Below are 18,280 nucleotides of genomic sequence, written 5' to 3'. Positions count from 1 at the left end.
TTACGGCAAGCTCACATTAATTACGTGCGTTTCCAGAAGAAAGGAGAAAACAATATCAATACGGTAAACAATTCCAATCTACCTAAAAGCATCAAAAAAGAACACCACCACTTTCCAAGTACTGGTAACGAATCGAAATTTGTAAGCGGATGTAAAGACCCCAACCCAGGACCTATATTCCCTAAAGAAGATGCAGAGCCACCAATGGCCGACTCAAAATCGAGCCCTAAAGCACCTAATACCACCGCTCCAATAATAAACAACAACATGTAAATGATGAAGAAACCAAGGATGTTGTAAATGATATGTTCTTGAACTGTTTTTCCGTTATAGCGAACAGGAATAATAGCATTTGGATGTAGGGTTCGTTTAAACTCTAACAATCCGTTTTTGATCATCAACAAATGACGAACCACTTTTACACCTCCCGCTGTAGAACCAGCCGAGCCACCAACAAACATCAATCCGAAGAAAACAATAGTTAAAAAAGGTGTCCAACTTGTAAAATCGGCAGTTACAAAACCCGTTGTTGTGATGACAGATATTACTTGAAACAAAGCATGTCGAAACGAACTTTCGGCAGCGCCCAACACCATAGGATGGTATTCGCTTACAGGAACATTGGCTTTAAAATAAATTACAAGTGCCGCTACAACACTTACACAAAACACAAGTAATCCGTAAAACCGAAACTCGTAATCGTTTATTACTTTCTGAATTTTTCCTTTAAAAGCAAAATAGCTCAATACAAAGTTAGCTCCAGCAACAAACATAAAAAAGATTACAATGTACTCAATTAAAGGATTGTCGTTCCAATAAGCCAAGCTCGCATTTTTAGTAGAAAACCCTCCTGTGGAAAGCGTTGCCATTGCGTGGTTAATTGCATCAAAAAAGCTCATCCCAGCAAGCTTCAGTAATAAAGTTTCTGCTAACGTATACCCTACATAAATAAACCATAATCGTTTGGCTGTATCTGTAATTCTAGGGTGTAACTTATCGGCACTCGGTCCAGGAGCTTCCGCAGCAAACAACTGCATTCCTCCAATTCCGAGTAAAGGTAAAATAGCAATTGCAAGCACGATAATTCCCATACCACCAATCCAATGCGTGGTACTTCGCCAAAAGAGAATTCCTTCTGGAAGCACTTCAATATCATTTAAAATAGAAGCTCCAGTAGTGGTATATCCACTCATCGTTTCAAAAAAGGCGTTAGTAACCGATGGAATGGAACCTGTAAACAAATACGGAAGCATTCCGGAGATTGTCATAAAAACCCATCCGAAAGTAACAATCATATATCCTTCGCGCTTTTTAATTTCTTTTTTATGGTCTTTGGTGGTATACATCAACAAAATCCCTAAGAAAATTGTTGTTATCCCTGCAAAGCTGATTTCGGTTGTTACGCCATCTTTATAAATTCCGCTAACAATAGCAGAAAGAATCATAAACCCACCATTGCAAAGCAACAGCAAGCCCATAAAATGGAATAATATTTTTGTATTGAGACGCTTCATCATTTTAAAAGAAAAGTTTTTCCACTTTCGAAATCGAACGTGGCAAGCAACAAACCACTACTCTATCGCCTGCTTTAATTTCGAAATCTCCCAAGGCGATAACCCCTTCTCCATTTCTGATAACCCCACCGATAATTGCAGAGCGCGGGAAGTCGATATCTTTAATAACTTTTCCTGTAACGTTGGAAGTTGGCTTTACAATAAACTCCAACATTTCGGCATTTAAATTGTTTAATTTGGTAAGTGCTACCACTTCTCCTTTTCGAATATGACGGAAAATATTATTGGCAGCAAGAAGCTTTTTATTGATAAGCGTGTCGATTCCGATAGATTGAGAAAGCTGGAAATAATCCATATTCTCCACCAAGGCAATTGTTTTTTTGATGTTTTTAGATTTTGCCATCAAACAAGACATAATATTAGTCTCCGAATTTCCTGTAACGGCAATAAAAGCATCCATTTCGCTAATGTCTTCTTCTTCGAGTAAATCTACATTTCTTCCGTCGCCATTAATAATAAGTGCATTTGGTAAATCGTCTGCCAAGTCGAAAGCCTTACTCTTGTCTTTTTCAATAAGTTTTACTCTAAACTTACTACTGCAAAGATCGCGAGCGGTTTTAAATCCGATTTTACTTCCGCCTAAAATCATTACATTTTTAATATCTTCTTTGGTTTTCCCTGTAAGTTTATACAGTTCTTCAACACCTTCTTTTAAGGTTACAAAATAAGCTTGATCGCCTTCTTTAAAAACAGTATCTCCTCTAGGAATTAACGTGTATTGCGTTCCGAAGCGTTGAATGGCAATCGGCACAAAATGCAATTCAGGAAAAATATTAGCGGCCTCTTTTACCGATTTCCCAACAAAGGGCGCTGTACGTTGCAACGCAGTTCCTACCATAATTAAGGCTCCGTCTTCAAACTCATAGCTATCATTAAAAGCTGATTGATCGAGTAATAACTGAATCTCTTCAGAAGCTAGTTTTTCAGGAGAAATCAATTCGTCAATCCCAAGGGTATCAAACTTAACTTCATCTTTATGGTGAATAAACTCGGTGTTAGAAATTCGGGCAATGGTACGCTTACAACCCAATTGTTTTGCCAACAAACAAAGTGTAATATTGGTAGTTTCTGAAGAAGTAACCCCAATCATTAAATCGGAAGTATCCACTCTTGCTTCTTTTAAAACTGAAACCGAAGTTGCATCGCCACGTAGTACTTTTATATCCAGATGCGTATCGGCATAATTCAAACTCTCTTTGTCTGTATCAATCAAGGTAATATCTTGTGATTCGTACGACAATAATTTAGCTAAATGAAACCCTACCTCTCCAGCACCTGCAATGATTATTTTCATATAAATAGTTCTAATTTTTCAATAACTGCTGGTTTTTTCATCAATGTGAATAAAGCTAAAATCTTACACCACATCGATTTACAGTATATTGAATTACAAATATATATTAAATATAGATATGTGCGAATATTATCGACTTCCAGTGCATACCTCAAAATTAATGGTTGTTTGTATAAGAATATTAGTTTACATCTGTAGTTAGTAAAGAACGAAAAACTTTAAAAAATGGAAAACGGAAGTGAATTTCTACAAATAGTTGCTTCAAATTAAGTAGACTAGATAAAATGGAAGTAGTATATTTACCAAAATTTTGAAGATGGAGAAGAAAGTAACCCCATATAAAGACTCTGAACTTGGTAAAAAACAGCAAGTAACGCAAATGTTTGATGCCATTTCTGAAAAATACGATGGTTTAAATCGTGTGATTTCATTTGGAATTGATATTAAATGGCGCGAAAAAGTTGTAAAACTAGTTAATAGCACCAACCCTACAAACATTCTTGATATTGCTACAGGAACGGGCGACCTCGCTATAAATATGGCACTAAAAACCAATGCCGAGAAAATTACCGGACTTGATATTTCTCCTGGAATGCTTGAAGTTGGAAAACAAAAAGTAGCTCAAAAAAATCTAAGCAATAAAATAGAAATGGTTATTGGCGATAGCGAAGCCTTACCGTTTACCGACAATACTTTTGATGCGATTACTGTTGCCTTTGGTGTACGAAATTTTGAAGACCTCGAAAAAGGGCTTTCAGAAATTTACAGAGTACTAAAACCTGGAGGTATTTTTGTTGTTCTCGAAACATCCAACCCAACAAAAACACCATACAAACAAGGGTATAATTTTTATACTAAAAACATTTTACCAACTATTGGAAAAGTCTTTTCGAAAGACCGTTCTGCTTACGCCTACTTATCAGAATCGGCTTCTGTTTTTCCTTTCGGAGAAAAGTTCAACAATATTTTGCGTAAAATTGGGTTTACTAATGTGAACGACAAACCTCAAACATTTGGCGTTGCAACTATTTATGAAGCATACAAATAACATACAAACCCCAACGAACCAAAACATGAAAAACCTTATTATTGCGATGACTGTTTTACTGTGCGGTTTCCAATCTGTTACCGCTCAGTTCAATGAAAATCCGATTTTAAACTTAGAAAACGAAGATAAAAAACGACTCAATTGGGGATATTTTTTAGGCTTCAACCAATACGATTTTAAGTTTGATTATAACGAATACGACCCGAGTGCATATAAAACAGATGTACTTGTTGGAAAAAGTATTGGTTTTAATGTTGGATTGATTGGAGAATTGCGCCTCAATGATTATTTTGATGTTCGTTTAGAACCTGGACTTTATTACACACAAAGAGACTTATTATTTCCTGGCTTCGCTGATGAAAACGACGCCATACGCGAAGTAAAATCTACCTACATACACGTTCCGCTACTTCTAAAAGCGAGTACCAAACGTCTGGGAAATTTTAAACCTTTTATCGTTGGTGGTGTTTCTACCTCATTCAACCTAAGTAGTAGTCAAGACAGTAAAGAAGATAATAGCACTGGTACTTTTAGAATGAAAAAAAACACCTACTATTATGAGCTTGGCTTCGGAATTGACTTTTACTTACACTATTTCAAATTCTCACCTTCAATTAGAGGAGTGTTTGCTTTAACAGACGAATTAGTGCAAGATAACCCTTCAACGAATGCTGTTGACCCAAACTGGACCGAAAACATTAATCATATGTATTCGAGAGGTGTTTTTGTGAATTTTACGTTTGAGTAGTTGATAGTTGATAGTTGATAGTTGATAGTTGATAGTTGATAGTTGAAAAATAGGGATTTATTCTTTTTAATCTTTTAATCCTTTAATTCAACATCCCTGACCTCTCGACTCCGCTCGAGGTGACAGTTTGTTTATAATTGATTGTAAGTAATTGAATTTTTCAATCCTTTAATTTTTCAATTTTATAACCTCCTTTTAAACTCACTTAACAAAATAGCAGTTGCGGTAGCGACATTTAAACTCTCGGTTGCTTGAATTGTTCCGAAACGAGGAATACTTATATTGTTTTTTACCAATTTCAAAATAGATTCAGAAATTCCATTGGCTTCATTTCCCATAACTAAAACCGCATTTTTAGGCACTTCGGCTGTGTAAATATTTTCGCCTTCCATCGTAGCGCAATATATTGGGCGACTCTCATCTTCGAGGTAGGATTCCAAATCAGTATAAACTACTTGCACTCTCGATAAAGAACCCATGGTAGCTTGCACAACTTTTGGATTGTAACAATCTACCGTGTTTGCACTACAAACCACCGAAGAAACTCCAAACCAATCGCTCAGTCTAATTATCGTTCCTAAATTCCCAGGGTCTCTTACATCATCTAAAACAAGGGTAAGTCCTTCTAAAGTTTCTTGCACTGCTTCCTTTATATAGAAAACAGCCAATGCCGGACTCGGAGTTTTCAAAGCACTCATTTTTTTCAACACCATTTGAGGCACTCGTACTTCTTTATCAGTATTAAATGATACATCACTTTCGGTAGCTACAAAAATTTTATAAAGCTTAAAATCAGATTTCAGCAATTCATTAATTACTTTTACACCTTCAGCAATAAAAAGCCCCTCTTTATTTCTGTACTTTTTTTGATGTAAGCTCGTTATAAGTTTTATTTCGTTTTTGCTAACCATTCAAATAATGTATTTTTGAAGTTAAATTAATGAGTACCCGATTGAGACACTTTTTTGTAAAAATAACAGTATTATTTTATGTAATACTATTTATAAGTTCTTGTAATACCATAAAACGGGTAAACGATGGTGAATTACTGCTGAGCAAAAATAACATTTTGGTTAATGATGAGAAGATAAAAAATGAAGAAGTTCAAGGGCTCCTCTCTCAAAAACCAAACAATATGGGACGTTTGGCGCTTTATAATTTAGCTCGAGAAAATGCCGACTCTTTTTACACTGCAAAACTCGATAATTCTTTAAAAGACATTAATTTTTTTGAACGTATTATTTCTAAAAAACAATTGGTTCAAGTAGCCGATTATAAAATCAATTTTAATAATTGGCTTAAAAAAACTGGGGAAGCTCCAGTTATTATCGACAAGGCAAAAACACTTAAATCGGCCGAAAGACTTCAACAATACTACGAAACAAAAGGTTATTTTAACAACGATGTTACTTTTGAGATTGATACTACCGAGCAAAAAGAAAAAAGAGCCGCTGTAAACTACAAAATTACTACAGGCCCAACTTATTACCTCGACACAATTTCTACTGCAATTGCTTCAAAAGATTTAGATTCAATTTACCAACATTACAAAAGATTTTCGCGAATTCGAGCTGGACAGCAATTCGATTTGGATAGATTTCAAGCTGAAAAAGAACGGTTAACTTCGTTGTTTGCCAACAACGGTATTTATCAATTTCAGCCAAACAATATTAGTTTTGACATCGAAAGAGACACCACCACAGGGCAAGATTATAAAATGCCTGTAGAAGTAAATATTTCGAATAAAATTGGTGAGAGTTCGAATGCCGAAACAGCTTACAAAATACACAATATTAACAGTGTAAATATTTATGCTGATTATTCCTTCGGAACAAACCCCGACTCACTACAATCGGTTGAAAACGACGGCTACACTATTTATTTTAAAGACAAATTAAAATACCGCCCCAACGCACTTACCGATGTAATTGCAATTTTGCCAGGAAGTATTTACCGAGACGCCGACAGAGCACTTACGTCAAAACAGATTAACAACTTAAAGGTTTTTAAATACCCCAACATTAGCTACACCTATGCCGATAGCACCGACAACCAACTCAATACAAATATTTACCTCGCACCACGTTCGCGATTTTCGTTAGGTTTTAGTACCGATTTGCTACATTCAAACATTCAAGATATCGGTATTTCGTTTAGTACTTCGTTGGTAAGTAGAAATATTTTTAGAGGAGCCGAAACCCTCGATATTGCCCTTCGTGGTACCGTTGGTTCGTCTTCAGATTTTAAAAGTTCGAGTAGTAGCTTTTTCAATCTTGCTGAATTTGGAGCAGATATTGGTTTGAATTTTCCGCGGATATTTTTTCCGATTAAAACAGATAAAATCATTCCGAAGTCTATGTCGCCCGAAACTCGAATTTCATTAGGTACGACACTTCAGAAGAATATCGGACTAGACAAACAAACTTTCAACGGAATTTTACGCTACAAATGGAGTCCTACCACGCAACGCAGAAACACAGTCGAACTGATGAATATTCAGTATGTAAAAAACTTAAACATCGACAGGTATTACGATGTGTACGACAATAGTTATGGCGATTTAAATAGCGTTGCAGATAATTACATTCAGGTAGCCGATTCGAGTTATTACGACACCAACGGAAACTTAACAATTCCAGACGGAACCACAGGTTTTACTTCGGATGTTTTAGACGGAAATATTACAACCTCACAAGACGATTACAACGAGGTAGCACGCCTAGAAGACCGCCGAGAACGATTAACCGCAAACAATTTAATTTTTTCGAGTAATTATACTTATTACAAAAACAACCGAAGAAATGTAAACGACAATAACTTTTTTCAGTTTAGAGGAAAAATAGAACTCGCTGGAAATTTACTTTCGGCACTCGACCCACTTGTTAATTTTGAAGAAAACGAAAACGGTGATAATTTAATTTTTGGAGTTCAGTATTCGCAATACGTAAAAACCGAATTAGATTATATTAAATATTGGCGATTATCTCGAAGCAATGTCCTTGCTTTCAGAAGTTTTATCGGTGCGGCTATTCCCTACGGAAATGCAGACAACATTCCTTTTATCCGTAGTTATTTTGCTGGAGGTTCTAACGACAATCGTGCTTGGCAACCATACTCTCTCGGGCCAGGAAGAACCGATAACGAGAACGATTTTAACGAAGCAAACTTAAAAATAGCTTTCAACTTAGAATACCGATTTAATATTATTGGCGATTTTAAAGGCGCCCTTTTTGCTGATGCTGGTAATATTTGGAACTTTTTAGACAATGTAGAAGACGAAGCTGCAGTTTTTGAAGACCTAAGTTCCCTTTCTGAAATTGCCTTAGGAACAGGTTTTGGACTTCGATACGATTTTAGTTTCTTTGTCCTTCGCTTCGATATAGGCTTTAAAACCTACGACCCATCTTACGAAACAAGCAAAAGATGGTTTACAGATTACAATTTTGGTAATGCTGTATATAATATTGGTATTAATTATCCTTTCTAAGCGAGCTAAATTTATTATTTTTGCAAACGCATTTGATTAGAACAACTAAATAAAAATTAGAAACTTAAATTTATGAGTCATAACATTAAGCCTGGTGTAGCCACAGGAGATGAAGTACAAAAAATCTTTAACTATGCCAAAGAAAAAGGATTCGCTCTTCCTGCAGTAAATGTAATTGGAAGCAGCTCTATTAACGCAGTTTTAGAAACGGCTGCCGAGCTAAACGCTCCAGTTATCATTCAATTTTCAAATGGTGGCGCACAGTTTAATGCTGGAAAAGGACTTTCAAACGAAAATCAACAATCGGCTGTTGCTGGTGCTGTTGCTGGTGCAAAACACGTACACGAATTGGCAGTAAAATATGGTGTTCCTGTAATTCTTCATACAGATCACTGTGCTAAAAAATTACTTCCTTGGGTTGACGGAATGCTAGATGCAAGTGAAAAGCATTTTGCTGAAACAGGAAAGCCACTTTTCAGTTCACATATGATTGACCTTTCAGAAGAAGACATCAAAGAAAACATCGAAATTTGTTGTGGATATCTTCAAAGAATGGAGAAAATGGGAATGACCCTAGAAATCGAATTAGGAATTACAGGAGGAGAAGAAGATGGTGTTGATAATTCTGATGTAGACGATTCTAAACTATACACACAACCAGAAGAAGTAGCATTTGCTTACGAAGAACTTTCTAAAGTATCTTCTAGATTTACAATTGCTGCTGCCTTCGGAAATGTACACGGAGTGTACAAACCAGGAAATGTAAAACTCACTCCAAAAATCTTAAAAAATTCTCAAGAGTATATTTCTAAAGAATACAACGTTCCAGCAAACACTATCGATTTTGTTTTCCACGGTGGATCTGGTTCTACAGTAGAAGAAATTAGAGAAGCTATTGGATACGGAGTTATCAAAATGAATATCGATACCGATCTTCAATATGCATATTTAGAAGGAATTAGAGATTACATGAGTGCAAAAGCTGATTATTTAGGTGCTCAAATTGGTAATCCAGAAGGAGAAGATGCTCCAAACAAAAAATATTACGATCCTAGAGTTTGGGTAAGAGAAGGTGAGAAAACTTTTATTACTCGACTTAAAAAGGCTTTCGAAGACTTAAACAACGTAAACACGTTATAATAAAACCGATTGTACATCCAGTAGCCACCATTGCGCTACTGGATGTTTTTAAATTATACTAAGAATATGGCTTGGTTCAAAAGAAAAGAAAAAGGTATACAAACCAGTACCCAAGAGAAAAAAGACACCCCCAAAGGACTTTGGTACAAATCGCCAACAGGTAAAATAGTTGAAGCCGACGAGCTCGCTAAAAACTTTTATGTAAGCCCTGAAGACGATTACCACGTTCGTATTGGTAGTAAAGAATATTTTTCAATTTTATTTGATGACAATAAGTTTAAAGAACTCAACCCTAATATCGAGTCTAAAGACCCATTAGAGTTTGTTGACACCAAAAAATATTCTGACCGTCTAAAGCAAGCGCAAGAAAAAACTGCCTTAAAAGACGCTGTTCGTACAGCCGTTGGAAAATCTAAAGGTAAAGATGTTGTTATTGCTTGTATGGACTTCGCGTTTATTGGAGGTTCTATGGGAAGTGTTGTAGGAGAAAAAATAGCACGCGCTATTGATTATGCTATCAAGAAGAAACTTCCGTTTGTAATGATTTCAAAATCGGGAGGTGCCCGTATGATGGAAGCTGCCCTTTCGCTTATGCAATTGGCAAAAACTTCTGCTAAACTTGCGCAACTTTCAGATCTTGGTATTCCGTATATTTCTTTATGTACCGATCCAACAACTGGAGGAACCACTGCATCTTACGCTATGCTTGGAGACATTAATATTGCCGAGCCAGGCGCATTAATTGGTTTTGCAGGGCCACGTGTTGTTAAGGAAGCTACAGGGAAAGACCTTCCTGAAAACTTTCAAACTTCTGAGTTTTTATTAGAACACGGATTTTTAGATTTCATTACACACCGTAGAGATTTAAAAAACAAAATAAACCAGTATATCGATCTTATCTTAAATCAACCAATACGAGATTAAAGAACGAATACAACGTATTTCGACCTAACAATCGATTCACAAAAAGTCCGCAGTTAATCTTCAACTTCGGACTTTTTATTTTCTACTGAAGAAAGACATATATTCCGCTGAAAATTATTCAGATATAAAACTTCTTTCTTCAAATTAATTCTTATCTTTGCGCCCACTTGATAGAAAGTCTATCAAATACATAAAAATCATTTAAATAATATTGGCATGTATTTAGCTAAAGAAGTAAAAGCAGACATATTTAAACAATATGGCGGTGATGCAAAAAACACTGGATCTGCTGAAGGACAAATTGCTTTGTTCACACACAGAATTAACCATTTAACTGGACACTTAAAACAAAATCGTAAAGATTTTAACACAGAGCGTTCATTAGTTAAATTAGTAGGTAAAAGAAGAAGCCTACTTGATTATTTGAAGAAGAAAGATATTACAAGATATCGTGCTATCATCAAAGAATTAGGATTAAGAAAGTAAGATACAAGGGAGCAAATTTGCTCCCTTTTTTTATAAGATAAAAATAGAAATTAGCTGAAAGAGAATTTCTTACAGATATTCAAACTATAATTAGTACCTTTAGCCTAATTTTTATTAAATATTTTTCTGAAATATTTTTTTGTTTCTGAAAAAGACAGTCCACCAAGTGGATAAAAAAGCTTAAAAATTAATAGTTTTTCATTGGGTAACAACAACTACAACAACACAACAACTCCGTATTTATGCGGAACCCTATGTTTAACACCCTGCAAACAAGCAGGAAAATTAAAAACTATATGATTCCTGAAGTAAAACAAGAAATTATTGACTTAGGAGATGGAAGAACCATTTCTTTAGAAACGGGAAAATTAGCAAAACAAGCAGACGGGTCTGTTGTAGTAAGAATGGGAAATGCCATGTTACTTGCCACCGTAGTTTCTGCAAGAACTGCAAACCCAGGTATTGACTTTTTACCATTAACTGTAGATTACCGCGAAAAATTTGCCGCTGCTGGACGTTTTCCAGGTGGATTTTTTAAGCGTGAAGCAAGACCTAGCGACAGCGAAGTTTTAACAATGCGTTTGGTAGACCGTGTACTTAGACCACTTTTCCCGAAAGATTACCACGCAGAAACGCAGGTAATGATTCAACTAATGTCGCACGACGAAAACGTAATGCCAGATGCGTTAGCAGGGTTAGCTGCATCAGCATGTATTCAACTTTCAGACATTCCATTTGAATATCCAATTTCAGAAGTAAGAGTTGCAAGAGTAGATGGAGAGTTCATCATCAACCCTAGCAAAGAACAACTTGCAAAAGCAGATATCGACATGATGGTAGGAGCTTCAGAAGATTCTGTTGCCATGGTAGAAGGAGAAATGCACGAAGTTTCTGAAAAAGAAATGGCAGACGCAATTAAATTTGCTCACGAGGCTATTAAAATTCAATGTGAGGCACAACGTAAACTAGCTGAAAAAGTTGGTAAAAAAGTAGTTCGTGAATACGAGCCAGAAGATGAAGACGAAGCATTAGCTACAAAAATACACGAACTAGCTTACGATAAATGTTATGCCATTGCAAAAGAAGATACTTCAAAACAAGAAAGAGGTGAGAAATTTGCCGAATTAAAAGAAGAAATCTTAGCAACATACACAGAAGAAGAGCTTGAAGAAAAAGCTGCTCTTATCGGGAAATACTTCGGTAAAGCACAAAAAGAAGCTGTACGTAATTTAATTTTAGACGAGAACATCCGTTTAGACGGTCGTAAAACTACCGATATTCGTCCGATTTGGTGTGAGGTAAACTACTTACCATCTACACACGGTTCGTCAATCTTTACACGTGGAGAAACACAAGCTTTGGCAACTGTAACCTTAGGAACATCAAAACAAGCAAATGTTATTGATTTACCAACAGAGCAGTCTGAAGAAAATTTCTACCTACACTACAACTTCCCTCCATTTTCAACAGGAGAAGCTCGTCCGTTAAGAGGAACTTCAAGAAGAGAAGTAGGACACGGAAACTTGGCGCAACGCGCACTTAAAAATATGATTCCTGCAGATTGTCCTTACACTGTAAGAGTTGTTTCAGAAGTATTAGAATCAAACGGTTCTTCTTCTATGGCAACTGTTTGTGCGGGCACAATGGCACTTATGGATGCTGGGGTTCAGCTTAAAAAACCTGTTTCAGGTATCGCTATGGGACTTATTACCGATGGTGAAAAATTTGCTGTACTTTCAGATATTTTAGGAGATGAAGACCACTTAGGAGATATGGACTTTAAGGTAACAGGTACCGAAAACGGAATTACTGCTTGCCAAATGGACATCAAAATTAAAGGTCTTTCATACGAAATTTTAGAACAAGCACTTAACCAAGCAAGAGACGGTAGATTACACATTTTAGGCAAACTTACCGATACTATTGCAGAGCCAAACGCAACGGTTAAAGCACACGCACCAAAAATGGTTAGCGTTACAATCCCTGGAGATTTTATTGGAGCACTTATCGGTCCTGGAGGAAAAGTTATTCAAGAGCTTCAAAAAGAAACAAACACAGAAATTGTTATTCAAGAAGTTGACGAACAAGGTGTTGTTGAAATTCTTGGTACCGATCAAGCTGGAATTGATGCTGTATTAGCAAAAATCGATTCGATTACCTTCAAACCAGAAAAAGGAGAAGTTTACGAAGTAAAAGTAATTAAGCTTTTAGATTTCGGAGCGGTTGTAGAATACACAAAAGCCCCAGGAAATGAAGTTTTATTACACATTTCTGAGCTAGCTTGGGAGCGCACCAACAACGTTACCGATGTTGTAAATATTGGTGATGTTTTTGAAGTGAAATACTTCGGTGTAGATCCAAAAACTAGAAAAGATAAAGTATCGAGAAAAGCTCTTTTACCAAAACCTGAAGGTTATACAGAAAGACCTCCACGTGAAAAAGACGGTAACAGAGATAACAAATCGAGAGATAATAGAGGCGATAGAAAACCTCGAAGAGATTAAATATTTATTTAATTTTTAAAGTGTGGTAAAAAAGTCCGGTATATTATGTACCGGACTTTTTTTATAACTTCAGTTTTTGGGCGTTCCCCTATCGGGTCGGGCTTTCCACGCTACACGGTAGCTTGCTCCAATCCCTAACGCAAACTACTACTATATACGAGTTCTTCCTTCGTTTAATGCGGTTTCCAATGCCTTAGCCAATTCTTTTACCACATCTGGATACTTGCTTGCTACATTCTTCAACTCCGAAGGATCATCTTTTAAGTTATACAACTGTACTTCTTCACTAATTCCAGTTTCTTGTCCTCCATCAACATCAAAAGCCCAACTAAGTCTTTTAGCTCCTTTTTTCGGCTGAATGTATTTCCAGTCTCCTTTTATATATGCCAAAGTTCTAGCATGCTCAATCATTTCAACTCTACCCATATCAGATTTACCAATCATAGCTTCCCAAATATCAAAACTATCAACAGCTTCATCAGTAGTTAAATTCTGTCCAAAGTAACTAGCAAAAGAGGCTAAAAAATCTACCTGATTTACCATAGCATCCGACACCTTTCCTTGTTTTATTTTATTTGGCCAACTAATAATTGTTGGCACACGTGTTCCACCTTCAAAAATACTGTACTTCCCAGAACGATAAATTCCAGCTGGTTTATGATTGTTAATTTCTGTTATAGCACCATCAACATAACCGTCATCCAAAATAGGTCCGTTATCACTCGAAAAAATAACCATGGTATCATCTTTTATATCCAAATATTCAAGCAAACGTAGAATTCTACCTGTAGTATCATCGAGTTGTAAAATAGCATCACCTCTATACCCTAGTTTACTTGCTCCTTTAAAACGTGTATCGGGCATTCGCGGAACATGAATATCACTTAGAGAAAAGAACAAGAAAAAAGGTTTCTCTTTATTCTGAATAATAAAATTTTCTGCTTCACTAAAAAAATCGTGCGCAAGTTCCTCATCTGTCCAGCGGGCTCGAGTTCCACCTTCCATCCATCCCATTCTGGAAATTCCGTTTACTATAGTCCCGTCGTGTGCCAAACCTGGAGTATAATCCATTTTTAACAACTCCGGATTTTCCTTCCCTGTTGGTTCTTCTCCCACTTTTTTACGGTAATTCACAACAATCGGATCTTCTTTTTCTAACCCTATAATATCGTGATTCCTTACATAAACCGTAGGAACTCTATCAGCCGTAGCTGGAAAAATAAAAGAATAGTCAAAACCTACTTCATTTGGCCCAGGACTTATAGCAGTATTCCAATCGAGTTCGCCACCGTCGCCAACACCCAAATGCCACTTCCCTACTACCGCAGTTTGATAGCCTGCTTTTTTAAATACTTTAGGCAACGTAGTTTTATCAGTAGGAACAATAAGTCCCGCATTTCCGTTAAGCACTCCGGTACCTTTTTTTCTAAAGGCATAATTTCCAGTTAACATTGCATACCTAGAAGGTGTACAGGTTGCAGAAGCACAATGCCCATTAGTAAACATTAAACCTTCAGCTACTAATTTATCGATATTTGGAGTTTGTATTTCTTTTGCTCCATAAGCGCTTACATCTCCATAGCCTAAATCATCAGCATAAATGATAATAACATTTGGCTTTTGCTGCGCATAGGCAAATCCTATAAAACAAAGAAATAATAAAAGTGTTTGTTTAGTTTTCATTAGTATGGTGTAAAAATTAATTATTGTTTTCCCACTTAAATTTAAAGTCTGGATTATAAATATGTTGCTCTTTAAAATAAGTACTGACTTGCTTAATTATTTCAGGGTATTGAGTAGCTAAATTATTTGACTCTCCAACATCAACAGATAAATCATACAATTCTATAGCTCCGTTTTCATCTTTATTTACGTGATATTGCACCGCTTTCCATTTTCCCATTCTTAGCGCACGACGACCATTAGCCTCATAAAATTCCCAACTTAAAATACGCTCGTTTAAATCAGATTGGATATCTCCAAGCAGTGTAGGATAAAAAGATACACCTTCATTTTCTGGTGCTTCAACATCAAGAATATCTGCAAGTGTTGCCATTATATCAACAAAACCTGTTACAGCATCAGTTTTAGTATTTGGTTGAACTTTCCCATTCCAACTCACAATAAGTGGCACACGGATTCCCCCTTCATACAAATCTCGTTTATGACCTCTAAGCACTCCATTACTATCAAAAAATTCAGGATCATTTCCTCCTTCTACATGCGGACCGTTATCACTTGTAAAAATTACAATAGTATTATCTAAAACACCTTGATTTTCTAATTCAGCAACAACTTCACCAACATAAGCATCTACACGACTAACCATGGTTGCATAGGTCGTTCTAGGTTTTGGCTGAGATTGATAACCAGGAATTATAAATGGCTCTGCGTCATAATCAAATTTTGGAGTAATTCGAGGAGTCTCTTCCCAATTAAGATCTGCATAATATTGCCAAATACTATCTTTAGGAGACGCAAGTTCTGCATGTGGTTCAACTATTGGCAAGAATGCGAAAAAAGTAGTGTCCTTGTTCTTTTTAATAAAATTTATCGCTTCTTCAAAAATTAAAGTAGGCGCATAGGTATTCTTTTCAGGGACATTATTTAAAATGACTTTCTCACCATTTTTTCTTAAAAAAGGAGGATAATAGCGATGTGCATAGCGTTGACAATTATACCCATAAAACTCATCGAACCCCATTTTATTAGGAGCAGAAACAGAACCCGGAAAACCTAACCCCCATTTCCCAAAAGCACCAGTTACATACCCGGCATTTTTTAGCATATGTGCAACCGTAAAAGTATTTGCAGGCATTGGAGCTTGCCCCTCACCTGGATTAGGTTTATTCCCTCTAATTGGATTTTTGGGAGTTTGAATACCCGTCATTAAAACTGCTCGCGAAGGTGCACAAACTGTACTGCCAGCATAATGTTGCGTAAAAAGCATCCCTTTACTGGCTAGTTTATCGATATTCGGAGTTTTGATTTTAGCTTGCCCATACACACCAGCATCCGCATACCCCATGTCGTCTGCAAGTATATAAACTATATTAGGTTTTTTATTTTTTTCTGAAACTACAATCTCCTTCACATCTGTATGCTCTTGATTTCCTTTACAAGAAAAAGAACCAATTACAGATAATAAAATAACACTATGTATAAACTTTTTCAGCATAATTATTTTTTTTAATCTTTTAATACTCCATTTAACTCTAATGCTACCACAGGTACAATTTGATTAGGATTTTGCCCTATGTAAACTTTATTCCCTTCAATTTTTAATGATTTATCGTCTCCTAAAAGTGTTGCATCAGAAACATTTAACTCATTTGGAATAGTAGGAATTTGCAACGTATCATTGTCTGGCCACTTATAAATGTAGCAAAAAACTGTAGTCGTGCCCTTTTCATTTTGTTTAATTGATACGGCACCATCAAAAGCAATTTCAGGAAATAAATAGGCTCCAGCTTCGGTTTCATAAATTGATGCTGAATTTACTTTCATCCAATCACCGATTTCTTTTAATCGTGAAATATTTTCGGGTGGTAATTCTCCCTTTCCGTTGGGACTAACATTTAACAGATAATTTCCTCCTCTACTCATCGTAGAAGTTAGAATTTCAATTATTTCCTTTGTACTTTTCCAATTTGTATCTTCTGAATCATAATGCCAACTATCATTCATAGTCATACATCCCTCCCAATCTTGATATCTTAAATTTTTGTTTCTTCCTGCTTGTTGTTCAAAAGTTTGATAATCGCTTCCGTTTCTTTTACCTTCCATAAACAAAGGATCCTCTTTTACCATTCTAGTTTTTGTCAATCTATCATCTATAATAACATTTGGACTAATAGAGCGTAAATAATTATGAGCAATAACACCGTCTTTAACGCTCCAACCTGGGTCTCTATCAACGTCAAACCATATAATATCGGGGTTATAATTATCTACCAATTCAGTAATTTGCGCCATTAAATAATCTCTATAAATCTCAGGATTTGGCATTCTACCTGTCACTTCGGGATCACTCCCTCTAAACTGAAAAGAATACTGAAAAGCTCCTCTAAACCAACCCCAACGCTCCACAGGTTCACCAAACTCAGGGTGATGCCAGTCCATTACAGAATAATATGTCCCAAATTTAAGCCCTTCCGCTCGAACAGCTTCAGCCAAAGGAGCAACAACATCTTTTCCTTTTGGAGTATTAGCGACATCAAAATCAGAAAACTTACTGTCCCATAAATTAAAACCTTCATGGTGCTTAGTAGTCAAAACAACATACTTCATTCCTGCGGTTTTAGCAAGTTGTGCCCATAATTGTGGGTTATAGTTCTCTGCCGTAAATAAATCCAAATATTGTTCATACGCTTTGGCAGTGATGCCTTGACTAGTATCAGAATGCTCTGTATATCGACCAACCATTGCCCAAGGATGTATTTCTGCTCCAGAATACAAACCCCAATGAATAAACATCCCAAACTTTGCATCTCTCCACCATTGCATTCTTTTATTGAATTCTATTTCACTTTCACTGTTAAGTTCGGTAGAATCTAAACTATAGTCAGGAGATAATCGTTTCCAATTCTGCTTTGGAGGATTATAGCTTGAAATAGGATTTTTAGTAAGTGGTATTTTCCTAGAACTATCTTCAACTATAGAAACAGAAGATTGAGGATCTAAAGCATCTTTAAAAAAATTAAAAGATACAAAACCCGCAATTAAAACTATAAAAAGTAATAAGATGAAAATTTTAAGTGGTTTCATAAAGGATATTAGTTAACAAAAAATAATAATTCGAAAGATAATAAATTTCGTATTAAAATAACAAGAATATTTAAAATATTGAAATCGTGATTTTATAACCAAAAAGGTAAATAGTAAAGAAAATATAATTATAAGGGCGTTCCCCTATCGGGTCGGGCTTTACGCGCTACACGGTAGCTTGCTCCAATCCCTAACGCGGAAGTTGTTTGAGGTTTAAAAAGTTTGAAGTTTATTGTTTATAGTTCAATGTTTATTCACTCTGTGAGTCTATGACCCTTTGCACCTTTGATACTTTACAGTAAAAAAAA

The 18,280-nt window shown here is 36.0% G+C and carries 13 protein-coding genes; 7 read left to right on the top strand and 6 right to left on the bottom strand.

Features of this window, described 5'->3' with window-relative positions:
* Nucleotides 1–20: 20 nt before the first annotated feature.
* Nucleotides 21–1,514: a TrkH family potassium uptake protein gene (locus tag JMA43_RS13010; protein ID WP_342157117.1), complete on the bottom strand. Its 1,494-nt coding sequence runs from the start codon at nucleotides 1,512–1,514 to the stop codon at nucleotides 21–23.
* A gap of 4 nt (nucleotides 1,515–1,518) precedes the next feature.
* Nucleotides 1,519–2,868 (bottom strand): Trk system potassium transporter TrkA, encoded by a 1,350-nt coding sequence (trkA, locus tag JMA43_RS13005; RefSeq protein WP_342157092.1) that lies wholly within the window; start codon nucleotides 2,866–2,868, stop codon nucleotides 1,519–1,521.
* Nucleotides 2,869–3,184: 316 nt separating this feature from the next.
* Here trkA and ubiE point away from each other — a divergent pair, with 316 nt between their 5' ends.
* Together ubiE and porT are read left to right on the top strand one after the other, a co-directional pair.
* Nucleotides 3,185–3,916, top strand: a complete 732-nt coding sequence (ubiE, locus tag JMA43_RS13000) for a bifunctional demethylmenaquinone methyltransferase/2-methoxy-6-polyprenyl-1,4-benzoquinol methylase UbiE (RefSeq protein WP_342157091.1) — start codon at nucleotides 3,185–3,187, stop codon at nucleotides 3,914–3,916.
* Nucleotides 3,917–3,941: 25 nt separating this feature from the next.
* Nucleotides 3,942–4,664, top strand: a complete 723-nt coding sequence (porT, locus tag JMA43_RS12995) for a type IX secretion/gliding motility protein PorT/SprT (RefSeq protein ID WP_342157090.1) — start codon at nucleotides 3,942–3,944, stop codon at nucleotides 4,662–4,664.
* A gap of 182 nt (nucleotides 4,665–4,846) precedes the next feature.
* Here porT and JMA43_RS12990 read toward each other — a convergent pair whose 3' ends face one another.
* Entirely contained in the window at nucleotides 4,847–5,575 is a 729-nt protein-coding gene (locus tag JMA43_RS12990) for a TrmH family RNA methyltransferase (protein ID WP_342157089.1), read from the bottom strand.
* A 41-nt stretch (nucleotides 5,576–5,616) separates the two neighbouring features.
* Between JMA43_RS12990 and tamL the strand changes: the two genes are divergently transcribed.
* The 5 genes from tamL to JMA43_RS12965 all read left to right on the top strand — a co-directional run bounded on the left by tamL (nucleotide 5,617) and on the right by JMA43_RS12965 (nucleotide 13,205).
* Nucleotides 5,617–8,151, top strand: a complete 2,535-nt coding sequence (gene tamL / locus JMA43_RS12985; RefSeq protein ID WP_342157088.1) for a translocation and assembly module lipoprotein TamL — start codon at nucleotides 5,617–5,619, stop codon at nucleotides 8,149–8,151.
* 72 nt (nucleotides 8,152–8,223) lie between these two features.
* Nucleotides 8,224–9,291, top strand: a complete 1,068-nt coding sequence (fbaA, locus tag JMA43_RS12980) for a class II fructose-bisphosphate aldolase (protein WP_342157087.1) — start codon at nucleotides 8,224–8,226, stop codon at nucleotides 9,289–9,291.
* Between the two features lie 66 nt (nucleotides 9,292–9,357).
* A complete protein-coding gene (accD, locus tag JMA43_RS12975) occupies nucleotides 9,358–10,215 on the top strand; it encodes an acetyl-CoA carboxylase, carboxyltransferase subunit beta (protein WP_342157086.1) in 858 nt (285 codons plus the stop codon).
* A 216-nt stretch (nucleotides 10,216–10,431) separates the two neighbouring features.
* The gene (rpsO, locus tag JMA43_RS12970; protein WP_342157085.1) at nucleotides 10,432–10,701 is read left to right on the top strand and encodes a 30S ribosomal protein S15; all 270 of its coding nucleotides are present in this window, start codon (nucleotides 10,432–10,434) and stop codon (nucleotides 10,699–10,701) included.
* Nucleotides 10,702–10,997: 296 nt separating this feature from the next.
* Nucleotides 10,998–13,205: a polyribonucleotide nucleotidyltransferase gene (locus JMA43_RS12965; protein ID WP_342157084.1), complete on the top strand. Its 2,208-nt coding sequence runs from the start codon at nucleotides 10,998–11,000 to the stop codon at nucleotides 13,203–13,205.
* Nucleotides 13,206–13,355: 150 nt separating this feature from the next.
* Here JMA43_RS12965 and JMA43_RS12960 read toward each other — a convergent pair whose 3' ends face one another.
* From JMA43_RS12960 to JMA43_RS12950, 3 genes are read right to left on the bottom strand one after another with little or no spacing between them, the layout of a single operon-like run.
* On the bottom strand, nucleotides 13,356–14,888 hold the full coding sequence (locus JMA43_RS12960) for a sulfatase family protein (RefSeq protein WP_342157083.1): 1,533 nt from the start codon (nucleotides 14,886–14,888) through the stop codon (nucleotides 13,356–13,358).
* A gap of 16 nt (nucleotides 14,889–14,904) precedes the next feature.
* Complete coding sequence (locus JMA43_RS12955; protein ID WP_342157082.1) at nucleotides 14,905–16,383, bottom strand: arylsulfatase; 1,479 nt, start codon at nucleotides 16,381–16,383, stop codon at nucleotides 14,905–14,907.
* An 11-nt stretch (nucleotides 16,384–16,394) separates the two neighbouring features.
* On the bottom strand, nucleotides 16,395–17,972 hold the full coding sequence (locus tag JMA43_RS12950; RefSeq protein ID WP_342157081.1) for an alpha-L-fucosidase: 1,578 nt from the start codon (nucleotides 17,970–17,972) through the stop codon (nucleotides 16,395–16,397).
* Nucleotides 17,973–18,280: the final 308 nt, after the last annotated feature.

The organism is Joostella sp. CR20, from assembly GCF_038433465.1.
In the GTDB taxonomy this organism is placed as follows: Bacteria; Bacteroidota; Bacteroidia; order Flavobacteriales; family Flavobacteriaceae; genus Galbibacter.
The sequence above is the reverse complement of the archived record's forward strand: the minus strand, read 5'-3'. Positions and strand labels throughout refer to the sequence as shown.